Annotated in this window: 17 protein-coding genes and 1 pseudogene; 6 read left to right on the top strand and 12 right to left on the bottom strand. The window is 58.4% G+C overall.

What is annotated here, in order from left to right; translation table 11 throughout:
* Positions 1 to 142: 142 nt before the first annotated feature.
* A pseudogene (locus tag ACZ899_RS21395) lies at positions 143 to 595 on the bottom strand (GPO family capsid scaffolding protein); the annotation flags it as partial.
* Between the two features lie 127 nt (positions 596 to 722).
* On the opposite strand from ACZ899_RS21395, the gene ACZ899_RS21390 reads away from it, so the two are divergent.
* Together ACZ899_RS21390 and ACZ899_RS21385 are read left to right on the top strand one after the other, a co-directional pair.
* The gene (locus tag ACZ899_RS21390) at positions 723 to 980 is read left to right on the top strand and encodes an ogr/Delta-like zinc finger family protein (RefSeq protein WP_234561398.1); all 258 of its coding nucleotides are present in this window, start codon (positions 723 to 725) and stop codon (positions 978 to 980) included.
* Entirely contained in the window at positions 977 to 1,189 is a 213-nt protein-coding gene (locus ACZ899_RS21385; protein ID WP_234561399.1) for a DUF4224 domain-containing protein, read from the top strand. Before ACZ899_RS21390 ends, ACZ899_RS21385 begins: the two co-directional genes overlap by 4 nt.
* A gap of 427 nt (positions 1,190 to 1,616) precedes the next feature.
* On the opposite strand, the gene ACZ899_RS21380 is transcribed toward ACZ899_RS21385, so the two are convergent.
* From ACZ899_RS21380 to ACZ899_RS21340, 9 genes are all read right to left on the bottom strand, one after another.
* The gene (locus tag ACZ899_RS21380) at positions 1,617 to 3,389 is read right to left on the bottom strand and encodes a DUF927 domain-containing protein (RefSeq protein ID WP_234561400.1); all 1,773 of its coding nucleotides are present in this window, start codon (positions 3,387 to 3,389) and stop codon (positions 1,617 to 1,619) included.
* The gene (locus tag ACZ899_RS21375; protein WP_234561401.1) at positions 3,386 to 4,402 is read right to left on the bottom strand and encodes a toprim domain-containing protein; all 1,017 of its coding nucleotides are present in this window, start codon (positions 4,400 to 4,402) and stop codon (positions 3,386 to 3,388) included. Before ACZ899_RS21375 ends, ACZ899_RS21380 begins: the two co-directional genes overlap by 4 nt.
* On the bottom strand, positions 4,399 to 4,641 hold the full coding sequence (locus ACZ899_RS21370; RefSeq protein ID WP_110679026.1) for a hypothetical protein: 243 nt from the start codon (positions 4,639 to 4,641) through the stop codon (positions 4,399 to 4,401). Before ACZ899_RS21370 ends, ACZ899_RS21375 begins: the two co-directional genes overlap by 4 nt.
* A complete protein-coding gene (locus ACZ899_RS21365) occupies positions 4,638 to 5,252 on the bottom strand; it encodes a YdhT family protein (protein WP_234561402.1) in 615 nt (204 codons plus the stop codon). The genes ACZ899_RS21370 and ACZ899_RS21365 overlap by 4 nt, the downstream gene beginning before the upstream one ends.
* Before the next feature lie 100 nt (positions 5,253 to 5,352).
* The gene (locus tag ACZ899_RS21360; RefSeq protein ID WP_234561417.1) at positions 5,353 to 5,667 is read right to left on the bottom strand and encodes a hypothetical protein; all 315 of its coding nucleotides are present in this window, start codon (positions 5,665 to 5,667) and stop codon (positions 5,353 to 5,355) included.
* A gap of 312 nt (positions 5,668 to 5,979) precedes the next feature.
* Entirely contained in the window at positions 5,980 to 6,195 is a 216-nt protein-coding gene (locus ACZ899_RS21355) for a helix-turn-helix transcriptional regulator (RefSeq protein WP_234561403.1), read from the bottom strand.
* 480 nt (positions 6,196 to 6,675) lie between these two features.
* Positions 6,676 to 8,097 carry a tyrosine-type recombinase/integrase gene (locus ACZ899_RS21350; RefSeq protein ID WP_234561404.1) on the bottom strand — a complete coding sequence of 474 codons (1,422 nt, stop codon included), beginning with the start codon at positions 8,095 to 8,097 and terminating at the stop codon, positions 6,676 to 6,678.
* Between the two features lie 248 nt (positions 8,098 to 8,345).
* On the bottom strand, positions 8,346 to 8,894 hold the full coding sequence (locus ACZ899_RS21345) for a DUF2442 domain-containing protein (RefSeq protein ID WP_234561405.1): 549 nt from the start codon (positions 8,892 to 8,894) through the stop codon (positions 8,346 to 8,348).
* Entirely contained in the window at positions 8,891 to 9,139 is a 249-nt protein-coding gene (locus tag ACZ899_RS21340) for a DUF4160 domain-containing protein (protein ID WP_234561406.1), read from the bottom strand. Before ACZ899_RS21340 ends, ACZ899_RS21345 begins: the two co-directional genes overlap by 4 nt.
* Before the next feature lie 219 nt (positions 9,140 to 9,358).
* On the opposite strand from ACZ899_RS21340, the gene ACZ899_RS21335 reads away from it, so the two are divergent.
* On the top strand, positions 9,359 to 9,733 hold the full coding sequence (locus ACZ899_RS21335; protein ID WP_234561407.1) for a hypothetical protein: 375 nt from the start codon (positions 9,359 to 9,361) through the stop codon (positions 9,731 to 9,733).
* Positions 9,734 to 9,878: 145 nt separating this feature from the next.
* Here ACZ899_RS21335 and ACZ899_RS21330 read toward each other — a convergent pair whose 3' ends face one another.
* Positions 9,879 to 10,574, bottom strand: coding sequence for a CatB-related O-acetyltransferase (locus tag ACZ899_RS21330; protein WP_234561408.1), 696 nt, complete (start codon positions 10,572 to 10,574; stop codon positions 9,879 to 9,881).
* Positions 10,575 to 10,730: 156 nt separating this feature from the next.
* Here ACZ899_RS21330 and ACZ899_RS21325 point away from each other — a divergent pair, with 156 nt between their 5' ends.
* Positions 10,731 to 11,192, top strand: a complete 462-nt coding sequence (locus ACZ899_RS21325; protein ID WP_088852407.1) for an Lrp/AsnC family transcriptional regulator — start codon at positions 10,731 to 10,733, stop codon at positions 11,190 to 11,192.
* A 16-nt stretch (positions 11,193 to 11,208) separates the two neighbouring features.
* Here ACZ899_RS21325 and ACZ899_RS21320 read toward each other — a convergent pair whose 3' ends face one another.
* Positions 11,209 to 11,499 (bottom strand): hypothetical protein, encoded by a 291-nt coding sequence (locus tag ACZ899_RS21320; RefSeq protein ID WP_234561409.1) that lies wholly within the window; start codon positions 11,497 to 11,499, stop codon positions 11,209 to 11,211.
* Between the two features lie 455 nt (positions 11,500 to 11,954).
* Between ACZ899_RS21320 and ACZ899_RS21315 the strand changes: the two genes are divergently transcribed.
* Entirely contained in the window at positions 11,955 to 12,317 is a 363-nt protein-coding gene (locus ACZ899_RS21315; RefSeq protein ID WP_096049207.1) for a toxin, read from the top strand.
* Positions 12,295 to 12,609, top strand: a complete 315-nt coding sequence (locus tag ACZ899_RS21310) for a helix-turn-helix domain-containing protein (protein WP_198742843.1) — start codon at positions 12,295 to 12,297, stop codon at positions 12,607 to 12,609. Before ACZ899_RS21315 ends, ACZ899_RS21310 begins: the two co-directional genes overlap by 23 nt.
* Positions 12,610 to 12,758 lie beyond the last annotated feature (149 nt).

Below are 12,758 nucleotides of genomic sequence, written 5' to 3'. Positions count from 1 at the left end.
CCATATAAAAGCTTGGTTAGAGCACTCTTTTCGTTGACCTGACTTGGTACTTACGTTCTTTGAAGGCCCTCACCTGAACGCTAACCTCCCGCGTAACGCGCTTCAGGCTTGCGGCCAGCACCTTGCTCATGGGGGCAGTACGCATCGGCACGGTGTTTGTGCGATAGGTGGCAGTATTCGCTTTCTTGGAGAAATAGAGTTCCTGGGTTCCGAGACTGGTGGGCTCATCAGTAACAGCAAGGCCTGTCATATAAGCCCGACCAGACCCAGCAAAATTTGGCGTTATCTCGACGCTAGAAAACAACTTTTCTCCGTCGCGATTCAACTGGAGCAAGCGGGCGTTTGGCTTCATCTGTACTTCTAATGCTACTTGGCCCTTTGCAAGCCCAGTATCATTATCGACCAAGCGCACAGAGTAAACTGTACCGTGCGCGCCACTGCCGCGCTGGTTATCGACCCAGATAACAGCGGTGTATTTAGATGGCGAATAGGTTTCGGCACAGTCACGTAAATCCTGCGCTTTGATTTCTCGCCCGTCAGCAGTCGGCCCACTCGTAGCGACACGCTTCCAGGAAGTAACAAGTGATCGGGGCATTAAGAGCCTCACTTAGCGAAGAAAGTTTTTCTAAAAGTGCAACGCTGGAAACATGCGCAGCATGTCGCACCAGCATGTTAATATTAACATACAGCAGACAGCTATCCGTCCTTTTGAGGCGCAATGAATGCGGATTTATTGTGGATCTTGTGGAAATAAGGCACGTATTTCCAGAGTTGAAGAAGAATCACCTACCTATGCAAAACTCTATTGCATGTGTCTTGAGCCGCACTGCGGGCACAGCTTTGTTTCAGAGTTCAGTTTTTCTCACACACTAAAATCTCCAAATTCAAAAACAGTAGGTAACACAGTGATTGATCGAATTTTGAAACTCACTGAGGAGCAGCAAAGACAGATACTCCAGCAGCTGGACTTATTGACATGACTAGGGCCGTACCTGGTGTGCTGACGTTCCAGGACCTTCAGCAAGTTACAGGTTATCAACGGCGCTCCGATGTTGAGCGGTGCTTAATAGAACAAGGGGTCAGGATATTCCGTGGTCGCTCGGGCCCCTGGACAACTATCGATCTAATCAATCAGGCGGGCGGTATAAAACCGGGCAGCGATGATAAGTATGGGGCAGACATCATTTGAGGCCAGACGGCACGGCTCAAAAGCGGCTCGCCAAGGGGGTGGGGGTCACGGTCGGCGGCTTGCCTCAACCCCACCACCTGGCGTGCAAAACACTCGCATAGGTCAAAGCTTCAGATACCTGTCAACACAAACCACCGCCCCCCCTATTTACCGCGTCTGATTTCAAAAAATTGGGGAACGCGGGATTTTCGGGAAAACCCTTCTAGAATGCGGCCTCCAGAGCATTTTTCTGTTCCCGCAATTTTTTGACCGGGAACAAAATGGGTTGGACGTACCCTATTAAACAGAGTTGTGTTCCCATGTTCCCACTCTTGTGTTTTAAATGGGAACGCCAGAAGCCCCGTATTCTCTGACCGTTCCCGGTGTTCCCGGTGTTCCCGATCAAAAATAGCTCTGCGCGCATGCCTTGTGGGGTAGCGCGGCCGGCTTACCCCTCTTTCTCTAGCCTATCGGGGTCAATCACGTAAAAACGGGAATTCCCACCACCTGGCGTGCGTCGCTTTTTCGTCCACCGGTTGTCTTCACTATCCTTTTGCACCAGAGCGTCCACGCCGATCAAGGCGCGTACGATTCGTGCCTGGCTAAAACCCGAGGCAGCCTCTTTAAGACCTGGAGGGTTAAACAAATAGAGACGCTTATCGGATTCAACCTGGTAATAACCAGCGCGTTCACGAACAGTTACATTGGCATGTTCCGCGCATATGTCTGAGAAACGACTGTCACTGTGTAGGGCGATAAATTCGCTAATACCACTGAGTATCTGCCGATCCTCTGCACTACCGTCACCCATCGTTTGCAGCCATTCGTTGAACAGCGTTTGGCAGCCCTTGATGGCAGTCCCTTTCGGCCATTTCAGCAGTTTGCGGCGAATAGCCGATTCACCAGCCAGCGCCATGATTGCGAAGCGATCCGCTACCCGGCCTGCCTGTGAACTCTCGGTGGCAAAGGCTTCCCGTACTTGCCGGAATGCGCTGTGCAGATCTTCCGGATGCTGAATGAGCGACTCCACGAACGCCGGGCCTATGTGGCCGTAATGCTGAGTGACGGCATCGCTCACAACCCGGTGAAACTCCTGCCCCGTCAACCCATGCACGTCATCAAAAGCGCGGTGTGCGCGAGTACCCGCATTGACATCCACCATGCGCAGCTCGGCACCGGCGTGGGCGTTGCTGCCACCAATGGCGGCGTGGTCTGACAGTGAACGCTCCCCGCTGGATAGCGCCAGGACACGCCAGGTCAGTTTGGCACGGCCCTCTCGCTCCCTGGTCATGGTGCCCTTACCCATGCCGTTGGCGATGGCATACGCCATTTCCTGAACCCGCTTCGGGTCAGCCCGCTTGATTTCGTCCAAGATCAGGATGGTGTCATTACGCGATGCGGCCTCGATCTCAATACCGCCCTTCGATACGTCCCAGGAAGCAGCGAACGCCCCAGGATTGCCCCATACGGACGCTGCGAGGAGCTGGGCAAGGGATTTACCACTCGACGAATCACCCACCAGGTGTACGCCGCCGCCATTCACCCCCACCTTGGCGAGCAAAGGGCCCGCCAGGGCACAGCAAACTGACAGGATCAACACGGGGTTGCCCACACACCGGGCGGCAATTTCGGTCTGCCAGCCGTCGACGGTGCCCTTGCTGGTGAAAATGTTGGCCGCCCTGCCAGAGTCTTGGAAACGCACGTTGTCCCCGCCAATGACGCGAGACGGTAGTACAAACGCCCCCGACTCATGCCAGCCCGGCTTGCTGGTGGTAGCGATCACCAACTCAGGTGACTGGTGGCTGGCCAAGTAGGGCACGATCTGGCGGCGCTGGTGGTGCTCGATGACCAGCCCGCGACTCAGCAACACCTTCAATACCTCATCACCCTTCCCACCCAATGCCTCCATAGGCATGACCCATTCGATGCGCCGTCCCCGGTGAGTGAACGACAGCAAGCGGCCTATGGTGCCATCCTCTGAATTAATCGTTTCAGCTTCCACATTCAAGGGGGCACAGATCCAGTGATCGACCGGAATGGCCTTCTCGTCAGGCCCGCTTTGCTTCAATCCGTGATACCAGGTGCCGGCCTTGTAGAGCTTGCCCTCCACAGTGCAAGGGTGCTCGTAAACGGCGTAGCGGGGCCGCTCCAGCTTTTCGAATGCAGGTGCTTGTGGCTCGCCCACCAGGCTCAAGGTCGGAGGCTTTTCATGTGTGCTCATGGCTTGCAGCTCTTGTTGGATCGACCCGCAAGCCAGAGGTGCAGGTCGTTGAAATCGGATAGGGCGGAGGGGGCGTCAGAGGGCCACTCAGGGAAAACCACACGAGCATCGGCAGCACGTGCGGCTTGGTTGGCAGCACGCTTTCCCGGATTACTAGCCGTGCTGCGGTCATCGTCACCGGCAATAACTAGGTCAAGCGTGGCGCCATAGCGCTCACGCATGGCCATGGCTACAGCCTTAAGGTTTCCGGCATTCATCGCACAGACCACCGGACACCCGGTGGTTTGGTGCAGCGTGGCGCCCGTTGCCCAACCCTCACACACATACAGGCGGCATCCCTCGGAGAGTTTGCCCAGTGGCGAATAGCAACCTTGTACACGCCCCCCCATCAGAAAGCGTTTGCTGCCATCCGGCGTAATGATCTGCAGGTTCACCAAGCGCCCGTTATCACAGAGCGGCACCACCAACCGTCCTTGTCCCAACTGGCGCACCAGGTACGGTTTCACCCCCTTGGCCAACAGGTAGGTGTGCAGTGGATCGGCGGCCTTCGCTACTTTCCAGAGCTGCGCGGCTTCACGGGCAGCCTGGAGCTGCTTTTCCTCCTGAAGCTGTTGTTCACGCAGGCGCCAAGATGCACGCTCGCGCTCGGACACTTGTTGGCGTTCCTGTAGCTGCTGAGCATCCGTGACCGTAAGCTTGAAGAGGCCCAGGCCCAGGCGCTCGTCCACTTCCTTGGCCGCATCCAGTTGACCGCATCCGCGCAGATAGGCCAGCAGCGACACCAGGTCGCCGCCATGGGCACCGCTGTCAGCGAAATCATTCCACCGGCCTGTGTCGAGCGATACACCGAAGGAACCGGCTTGCCGATCCCCGCGAGCGATGTTCGCCGCCACCCATTCGCGGCCTTTACGTTTGCCTTCAGGAAGCCATTCGGCCAAAAGCACATCAGCCGCACTCAGGGCTCCAGCTGCTGCATGACGGATCAATTCAACAGGTCGCAAGTGGCTCATCATTTCTGCTCCTTTCGGAGAAGGCTTGTCCCTCGGGCTTGGCGTAGAGCTTCTTCGGCTTGCTGCGTTGCTTGCTGCGCCAAGTCTTCCATGTCGATGAGCACGCCTTTTGTGCCGTCAGTCTTTGGAATGGTGCGATAGGCCCCATTCTTGATCTCACGACGGATAGAAGAGATGGACTGTCCAGAGAGCTGCGATAGCTGCTCTATCGTAAGCGGGGAGCTTTTAACGCCAATTTTCATTGGACACCCCCTTGGGAAGCACCCACGGCGATGAAGCGATGGTTTTTGTCCAGCCTGTAAAAAACTCCGGCTACTAAACCTTTCTCACCTATGTAACCAACAGCAGTCCGATAGCGCTGCGCCCGACCATCCCAATACTTGAGGCGAATTTCCCCCTGCTCGCCGGCACAGACCGCTCCCCCAATTCCTGCGCTGGCCGTACCCTTGTCACCGGTAGAGGCAGTACCGTAATCACCGGCATTTGCTACCCCACAATGGCCAGCAATGGCGATACCGCAAGTAAGAACAGAGGCCACACCGCCATCACCAGCGGTGGCACGTCCCCACTCTCCAGCACTTGCCGTCCCGAACATTCCTGCCAGCGCTGAGCCCCGATCGCCCACGACTGCCATTCCGCTTTCCCCGGTCATGGCAGTGCCACTGTCCCCGCCAATTGCCGTTCCGTAGTCGCCCGCCTGGACGCTATCTTGGTCACCGACCAAGCGATATGTCCGAATGGGCTTCACATACCCGACTTGAGCGCTGTGCGCGCCCAGGTGCAACACATCAAAGGCTTTTTCCAGGCAAGCCGAACCCGTCAGCGCATCACTGCGCTCTTTGAAAATGTTCATCTCAATCGTCCCGTAATGAGGGGAGGAAGATCACAGGGCTGATACGCCTGTAACCCGCTTCGCAACAGCTCGAATCAATGGCAACCAGTGCCCCAGGTGATCAATCGGCCGGATTCAGCAGCGGCGATTTGCAGCCCATGGGTGCAGGGCACTGCCCTGCCGGGGTGTGGGCGAGCAGCCCACGCTGGTAAAGAGTCGAGCGTAGCGAGCTGAGCCCCGCAGGGGCGAAGGCATCAGGGTTGTTGATTTGTTGCTTGCTCATTGCGCAACCTTGGCTTTCCAGGGTTCGAACAATGTTCATGTGGTCGTTGTAGCGCTTGAGACGTACAGAAAGGGACGAATTTGCGCGGAGGGCGCTCAAGGCCATGCGACGGTGAGCGAGTGCGCGGATTGCGGGCGGAATGAGGGCTTTCATTGGTGGTACTCCTAACGTAGCGTTGGAGCTGCCACTGATCGTCGCCAAACGATTTAGGGTGGCAGCTGTGCGCAGGTTGGCGAACCGGGACGTTAGGCACCCGGCAGACCCGAGGGTCTCCCGCGCACAGCCACCATAAACAGGATGTGCAGGCACAAAAAAAGCGCCTGCAATCGTGATGGGGGCGCTTGTGCGCCTAACAGTAGTCGGGTCGCCAAACCCGGTCGCTGAATTGGCAGCGACGAACGAACGATAGCGGCGCACGCGTGACTTTGCAACCCTCGATGGGGTCGCTGTACGAATCGGCATGGCTCAACCCTTCCTGTTGGTGAGGAAGGCGTCTATGGCTTCTGCATCCCAGCGCAGGACGCGACCAGCACGAATCGGTACGGGGAAGTTGTCGGCTTTCGTCCAGCGCCAAAAGGTGGTACGGCTGATCTGGTAGAGAGTGCATAGCTGTTCGGTGGTGGCGCGGATACCAGCACGCGGAACATTCGGAACTGGTGCATTGTCAATGGCGGGTGTCATCGTCGATCTCTCTAAGCGCTATGAAAAACCGAGACGGTGGAGCATGGGTGGAAGGCAGATGTTGCATGGCCCTCCCACTCGCAATACAGTTCCGGCTGGGCTTACGACCCAAGTCGAAATCTCTGCAACCGCTTCACCTCTCGGAACGTGTACTGGTTTTTCCATGTACGCAGGAGGGCGCTGATATCGCCTTCATCTGATAAGCCCCGGTACGGCAAATACCGGGGTTTCTTTTGCCTGCAGTACACACAAATCCACGAAGTCATTCCGGTCAGCACCGTCTAATTCGGATGTTTCAGAGCTGTTCGTGGAGGTCATCCAGTGATCGAATGGTATCTACGGTTTCTCACTTAAAACAATGCGCAGAGAGCGGAGAGAAGCCAGTCAAGCAGCTGATTTAGAAGGGTTTTAGCTTTCTGGTTATCACTCTGGGGGATATGCACGGATATGTGGGCCACATATCCATTAACCGAGACGAAACTACCGTTCGTCGGATTTTTTTGAGCGACGGGTTAACAGCACCACATTGGCAGGTGAATCGCCGTTGACCAGGCCATCTAAGTACCTACCCCACTGCTCCAGAGCCGCGCGCTTCTCAGGCAGGTAGCTATAACGGTCGTAGTGCTTTGCCTGCACTCCACTGCGGCCATGTGATAGCAGCCAAGCCCGCACCTCAGCGCCGACGCCTAGGTGTGCCAGGAGTGATTCAGCCGTCACGCGAACATTCTTCCAGGTGAACGCACGGGACTTACCGGCTGCCGAAAGTGATCGACCTGCATCGATAAACATGGCCGAGACAGTATTTGGATTAGCAGACTTCCCGAGCGTCAGCGAGAAAGGCCCAGGGCCAATGCGGTCATCTAGCAGCGGCTCGAGGATCTGGCCGATTCGCTCGGTGATCGGTAGCAAATGCTCCCACGCTTGAAGCTTGCGCCCTTTCCCGTCCATAAGGCACAGCGTGTCGTCTGTGACGGCCTCCCAAGGCACAGTGCATAGCTGGGTGAGGCGTTGACCACCCAGGTAAATGGCTGCCTTGGCGATCGCCGCGTGCCTGACGGGCAGTGTGTCGAGGTGCCTCAGAAGGGCTCCCAACTCATCAGGTGTGAGCGACTCGGTGTCACCGGCCCCAGTTCCTTGAGTGACAGGGATGTCTCTCACTGGGTTGGAGCGGATCGAAAAGACCTTGCCCTCATTGGCTATCCGCTCAGGAGCAAGGTGGGCTTTTGCAGCATGACTGAAGGCGGCTTGCAGGTAGCGGCGTAGCTTGTCACACGTCGTGCGCATGCCGTTGGCCGATGTCCCCGCAGCCTTATGGCCAATCCCCCGCCCCTTGGGTTTACGACCCAGCACGCCTGCCAAGATGAGCTGTATATCCTCTGGCTCGATGTCGGCAGCCACACGGTCTACCAGCCCCGGATGGTAGTCCTTCACATGCAGTCGAAACATGTTCTCGATTTCCTTGGCGCTTACCCTGCCCTCTGCCACCATTTTGCTCACGTAGCTATCCAGCAGCTCACCAAAGGTGCCGCGCCGCGCCAAAGCCTCCGCCTGGCGCTGTAGCCGAAGCCTTTCCACCTCCATCGCCGCGCTATGCTCTGCCAGCTGTTCCAGGTACTTTCCAATACCGCCTGCGGCCCCTACCTCGCCAGCCAGGCGCATAGCATCAGATCTCAGCTCATCTAATGTTCGCTCGCCTGTTCCTGGTCGGGGCTTGCGGGCTAGCGTGCCAAGCGGCAGACGCTGATCGCTGGTGGGTGTTCTCTCACGGTAGTAGGCGTTAATGGCACCGGATGCCTTGCGCTCCAGGAGCAACGTTCCTTTGCCTCGCGAACCGACTGGCTCCGACTTCCTGGTCTTGACCGCATGAGCTTCCAGGTCGGTCAATCTTGCACGTTTTGCCATTGCCTTCCCCGTTCCTTCCCCGTTTCGGACGAAAAACTAGGGTACTGACTGAAACGCCGGAAAACAAAGGAACGTGGAAACTAGCTGTTTTTACTGGATTTTATGGAATAGCAGGAACGGTAAGCGACACCGAGAAATGCCACCATAGCTCGCTCATAATCCTTTGGTCCACGGTTCGAGTCCGTGTGGGCCCACCAAACAAAAAAGCCGCGCTTTTGCGCGGCTTTTTGCGTACTGCCTTCGAGGAGTCAGGCTCGTTTCCTAGGCGGACTGGAAGATGGACTAACACTCTTACCCAACTTCTCAACGTTTAACTTGATTGGATTAGAGGTAGCCACTGATCTGGCACTGTCCCTTTCAACTTCCTGCCTCTCCCACCCCTTCATGGCTAATGCAACTATCCGAGGCACAGGCTTTGCGCCACTCCGGTAATACGCCAGCATCCGCCTGCTCAACCCCAGTTCCTGCGCCGCACTGTCAAGTGTGAGACCGTGCTTCGCCATCCAATCAAGGATCACTTCATGAGAGCATTCGCCTGCTTGCTCCAGAACGCGTGCACGCAGATTATCCGACGCCAGTTCGAGATTATCGTCATCCATCCAGATAACACTATCTCTCCACTCTCCGAGTGCGGCGGTGGCAAAAACCTTCGGGTCGCCTAGTGCTTGCAGGGTCGGGTGACGAGCGATGATCTCATGGAGGTTGACTGGCAGCCGTTCACCATCCGCATAACTCAGCAACAAGCTGCCGGGGGCAGTAACGGCAACATCGGTCAGCAAGAAATGCCTACTGGTCATGGATTCAACTCCTTCCACTTGGCAAGCAATTGGACTTTGTTGGCCGAGGCCCAGCCAAGCACCTCGCTCAAAGCGCGTCTGGAAACGCGCGCGCCACCTAATCCAGTCAGGGGTGCCAGTTCCTCGATGGTGATCAGCGCCTGACGGCCATCACTGAACCGCACGTGGAAATGAGGTGGCGGATGATCAGCGGCGTACATATCGAGCAATCGGACAGTCTTTGGATGGTAGGCATGGTCGAGCATAGAGTGCAATGGTTGCACTGAACACTACCACTGCTGCGCACGCTGCTCACCCCGAGAAATGTAAGCGGTGCTTTCTCGAACAAGGCTGATGTGCCACAGGCCTGGCAGCGGCAAAGTGCCTTTAGCACACCCGTTCTATTTCGCCGCCACGGCCCCGTTTCTAGAATCACTCCATCGCTTCGGCACCGGGTCGGAGCCCGGTGATCGAGGGAACGTCACATGAACATCCAAGGAACGCTTAGGGCCCTGCTCATTGCACCCATGCTGGTAACGCTCGCCGGTTGCGTGGCGCCGGGCGCCTACAACCAGGGCCCACAGACCAACCAGATGGCCGGCGGCAACGCGCCCTGCACGCCCAGTGCGACCGACAACCTGATCTCCACCGGCCGCAGCCTGCTGAGCATCGCCAACTCGGTGCTGGAAACCAAGAACAGCATGAACGGCACCTCGGCCACCTATGACCAGCGCATGCAGTTGGCGGAGAACGCCCAGAAGGTCAACAAGGGCAACCAGATGCTCGACAACGTCGAAAGCATGACCGCTGGCCTGAAGTCGCCTTGTGCCACCACGGCGCAGACCAGCGCCGCGCGTTGATCGAAACCTACCGGGGCCGTTTTGCGGCCCATCGCGGGGCAAGCCCGCTCCCACGCATTCGCCCGCCAATGCGCGAAGCCTGTGGGAGCGGGCTTGCCCGCGATGGGCTGCGCAGCAGCCCCAGTCGATTCAGTCTCGCGGCGACTCAAGCAGACGCCAGCACCTTGCACCCGCGCCGCGAGATCTCGATCCGCGAGTAACTGGCCTCACCCAGCCCGCTGATCCGGTCAAGGCAGGCGGCAGGGTCGTGCAGCGGCAGTTCCAGCAACTGCCGGGTATCGCGCTCCCACCAGCGCGATGCCAGCAGGCGCTCGATCATCGCTTCCGGGTATCGAAAACGCACGACCTTGGCCGGAAAGCCCGCCACCACGGCGTAGGGCGGTACGTCCCGGGTGACCAGGGCGCGGGTGGCGATGATCGCGCCCGTGCCCACCTCGACACCTTCCATGATCATCGCGCCCTCGCCGATCCACACATCGTGGCCGATACGCGCCGGTGTGCTCGGCGGTTCGTATTGCCACTGGGTGCCGGTGAACTGGAAAGGGTGGGAACTCAGCCAGTCGGTCGGGTGGGCGTATTTTTCCTGGCCGATGACCACCGCACTGCCAATGGAGCAGTAACGCCCGATCGATTCGACCACCTGCAGCGAACCGCCGCTGCGGATATAGGTATGAGCCCCGATCGCGACGTCGAGGGTGGCGGCGCTGACCGCCACATCGCCCATGCGCACTTCGGCTTCGAGCGCCAGCTTCGCCCGCTTGCCGAACTTGGAAATGCCTGTGCTCACCTTGCAACCGTGTTGGCGAATCCATCGCCGCCAGTACCAGTCCTTGAACTTCATGGGTCAATCACTCCTGCCATGGTCCAGGCTGCCCGATGGCAGCGGCCTGCCATCGTACCGTCTTGTCGGCGCAATACCAGCCCCGGACGCCTCTGTGCGCCTTGCGCGAAGCGGTCGCGCTTGCATAGGCTAGCAGCTCGACAAAAGAGACCTACCATGCCGGCCACCTCCTCCATCGCCCTTGACGCCATCGATCGCCAGTTGATCGCGCTGCTGCAGATCAATGCCCGCGAAAGCGTCGCCACCCTCGCCCGCCAGCTGGGCATCGCCCGCACCACGGTGAACTCGCGGCTCGAGCGCCTGGAGCGCAACAAGGTGATCACCGGCTATGGCGTGCGCCTGGGCCAGCGCCTGATCGGCGGCGGCCTGCAGGCGTACGTGGGGATCAAGGCGCAGCCGCGCTCGGGCAAGGACATCGTGCGCCACCTCAGCGCCATGGGGCAGGTCCAGCAGTTGTGCGCGGTCAGTGGCGAGTTCGACTACGTGGCCTGGCTGCTCAGCGACTCGCCGGAGCAACTGGACCAGTTGCTCGACCTGATCGGCAGCCTCGACGGGGTGGAGAAAACCACCACGTCGATCATCCTCAGCAGCAAGGTGGACCGCGGCCAGCCGGGCTGACCGCGGCGCCCGGCCCTCAGGCCTCCATCGCGTCGAGCAGCCCGTCCAGCAGCGCGCGCACCGTTTCCGCCGAATGCAGGATCGACCAGATCATCGCCCGCCCCGCCTCGGGGGCATGGTGCTGGGCGTATTCATCGGCGATTTCCTGGATGGCCCGGGCCAGCATGCTGGCGTGGACCTGGGCGTCGGCGGCATCGACACCGGGGCGCACAGTGAAGATCGGGGGATGACTGGACTGGCAGGAGCAGAAGGACTGCTCGGTGGTTGGGTTCAGGGAGAGGGGTGGGTCGGGGACGATCTTTTTCATGGGTATTGCCTCCATTACCGGCTCAAGGAGGCCACCACGCAACCTTCTCACGGGAATGGGTGGCAGCCATGCGCGGGGTGAGAACCGGCGAAGTTGGAGGCTACATTCCGGCCAGGCAGAACCTGCCCGCGCACAGCTGCCATGACAGCATGCCTCCAATTTGATCGCCGGGTTCTCACGCCCGATCACCGAATAGGCGGTGACCGGCTGAAGTTAACCGCGAAGACTTACCCACACAGCCAGACCGGAGCGACAGGGCTTGTAGGATAGGTCTCGTTAAATTTCACGTCTGTAGGAAATGGTCTGACAAACAAAGACCTACCTGTCCCCCAATGACATATCCGGCAACCCTCCCCTGCCACTACGCCCTCAATCCACGTTTAGGCTGATGACAGTCCGCCCTATTGACGTAGCGGCGACCTCATCACAAACTATACGCGGATCACGTACAAATCATGGATGCCCTATTTGTCGAACTACCCGCCTTCGAGCGCTTTCGCAGCCAGTATCTGGACGATGAAGATTTTCGGTCTCTGCAACGCGTACTGCTTCTGCATCCCCATGCGGGTGACGTCATCAAGGGAACGGGTGGCCTCAGGAAGATGCGCTTCGCCGATGCACTGCGCCAAAAAGGCAAGCGAGGCGGCACCCGGATCATCTACTACTGGTGGCAGGCCGGTCTGCAATTCTGGCTTTTCACGCTGTACGGAAAGGAACTCCAGGATGATCTGACACCGCAGCAACGCCAGGCTTTGAAGCACCTGCTTGAACGCGAATACCTAATGAGGACGACCAATGCCACGCAACATCTTCACTGAACTCACCGAAGGCTTCGACGCCCTCGCCGATGAGCGCGCCGGCAAACTGACCCTGCGCTCGCACAAGGTGACCTTCGAGGAGCTTGTCCCGCTGGCCCCCAACGAACTGACCGAACTGCGCCAGCGCCTGAACATGTCCCGGGCGGTGTTTGCCGCTTACCTGCGCACCAACGCCCGCACCCTGGAGAGCTGGGAACAGGGCCGCTCAAAGCCCAACGCCCAGGCCGTGGCGCTGATTCGACTGGTGCAGAAGTACCCTGAAACCGTCGAGCATCTGGCATCGCTGAGCTGATTCGTCAGTATTGAATAAACATGAATCATTAAGACGAAACAAAGCACATAACGACGCCACTCTGCACCTTAATAACGAGCACCCCACTTCATAAAATGGCCACCAGGCATTCTCTATACTCAGGCTCCGCCCCCTGCGCAGCCCCTGGC

The organism is Pseudomonas sp. TE31087 (assembly GCF_057284075.1).
Note: the sequence above shows the minus strand (reverse complement) of the source record. Positions and strands in the feature narration are given on the sequence as shown.

Excerpts from the sequence above, each read along its gene's own strand:
- ACZ899_RS21390 (WP_234561398.1), top strand. The coding sequence starts at position 723 with ATGCGGATTTATTGTGGATCTTGTGGAAATAAGGCACGTATTTCCAGA.
- ACZ899_RS21385 (WP_234561399.1), top strand. The coding sequence starts at position 977 with ATGACTAGGGCCGTACCTGGTGTGCTGACGTTCCAGGACCTTCAGCAA.
- ACZ899_RS21380 (WP_234561400.1), bottom strand. The coding sequence starts at position 3,389 with ATGAGCACACATGAAAAGCCTCCGACCTTGAGCCTGGTGGGCGAGCCA.
- ACZ899_RS21375 (WP_234561401.1), bottom strand. The coding sequence starts at position 4,402 with ATGATGAGCCACTTGCGACCTGTTGAATTGATCCGTCATGCAGCAGCT.
- ACZ899_RS21370 (WP_110679026.1), bottom strand. The coding sequence starts at position 4,641 with ATGAAAATTGGCGTTAAAAGCTCCCCGCTTACGATAGAGCAGCTATCG.
- ACZ899_RS21365 (WP_234561402.1), bottom strand. The coding sequence starts at position 5,252 with ATGAACATTTTCAAAGAGCGCAGTGATGCGCTGACGGGTTCGGCTTGC.
- ACZ899_RS21360 (WP_234561417.1), bottom strand. The coding sequence starts at position 5,667 with ATGAAAGCCCTCATTCCGCCCGCAATCCGCGCACTCGCTCACCGTCGC.
- ACZ899_RS21355 (WP_234561403.1), bottom strand. The coding sequence starts at position 6,195 with ATGACACCCGCCATTGACAATGCACCAGTTCCGAATGTTCCGCGTGCT.
- ACZ899_RS21350 (WP_234561404.1), bottom strand. The coding sequence starts at position 8,097 with ATGGCAAAACGTGCAAGATTGACCGACCTGGAAGCTCATGCGGTCAAG.
- ACZ899_RS21345 (WP_234561405.1), bottom strand. The coding sequence starts at position 8,894 with ATGACCAGTAGGCATTTCTTGCTGACCGATGTTGCCGTTACTGCCCCC.
- ACZ899_RS21340 (WP_234561406.1), bottom strand. The coding sequence starts at position 9,139 with ATGCTCGACCATGCCTACCATCCAAAGACTGTCCGATTGCTCGATATG.
- ACZ899_RS21335 (WP_234561407.1), top strand. The coding sequence starts at position 9,359 with ATGAACATCCAAGGAACGCTTAGGGCCCTGCTCATTGCACCCATGCTG.
- ACZ899_RS21330 (WP_234561408.1), bottom strand. The coding sequence starts at position 10,574 with ATGAAGTTCAAGGACTGGTACTGGCGGCGATGGATTCGCCAACACGGT.
- ACZ899_RS21325 (WP_088852407.1), top strand. The coding sequence starts at position 10,731 with ATGCCGGCCACCTCCTCCATCGCCCTTGACGCCATCGATCGCCAGTTG.
- ACZ899_RS21320 (WP_234561409.1), bottom strand. The coding sequence starts at position 11,499 with ATGAAAAAGATCGTCCCCGACCCACCCCTCTCCCTGAACCCAACCACC.
- ACZ899_RS21315 (WP_096049207.1), top strand. The coding sequence starts at position 11,955 with ATGGATGCCCTATTTGTCGAACTACCCGCCTTCGAGCGCTTTCGCAGC.
- ACZ899_RS21310 (WP_198742843.1), top strand. The coding sequence starts at position 12,295 with ATGCCACGCAACATCTTCACTGAACTCACCGAAGGCTTCGACGCCCTC.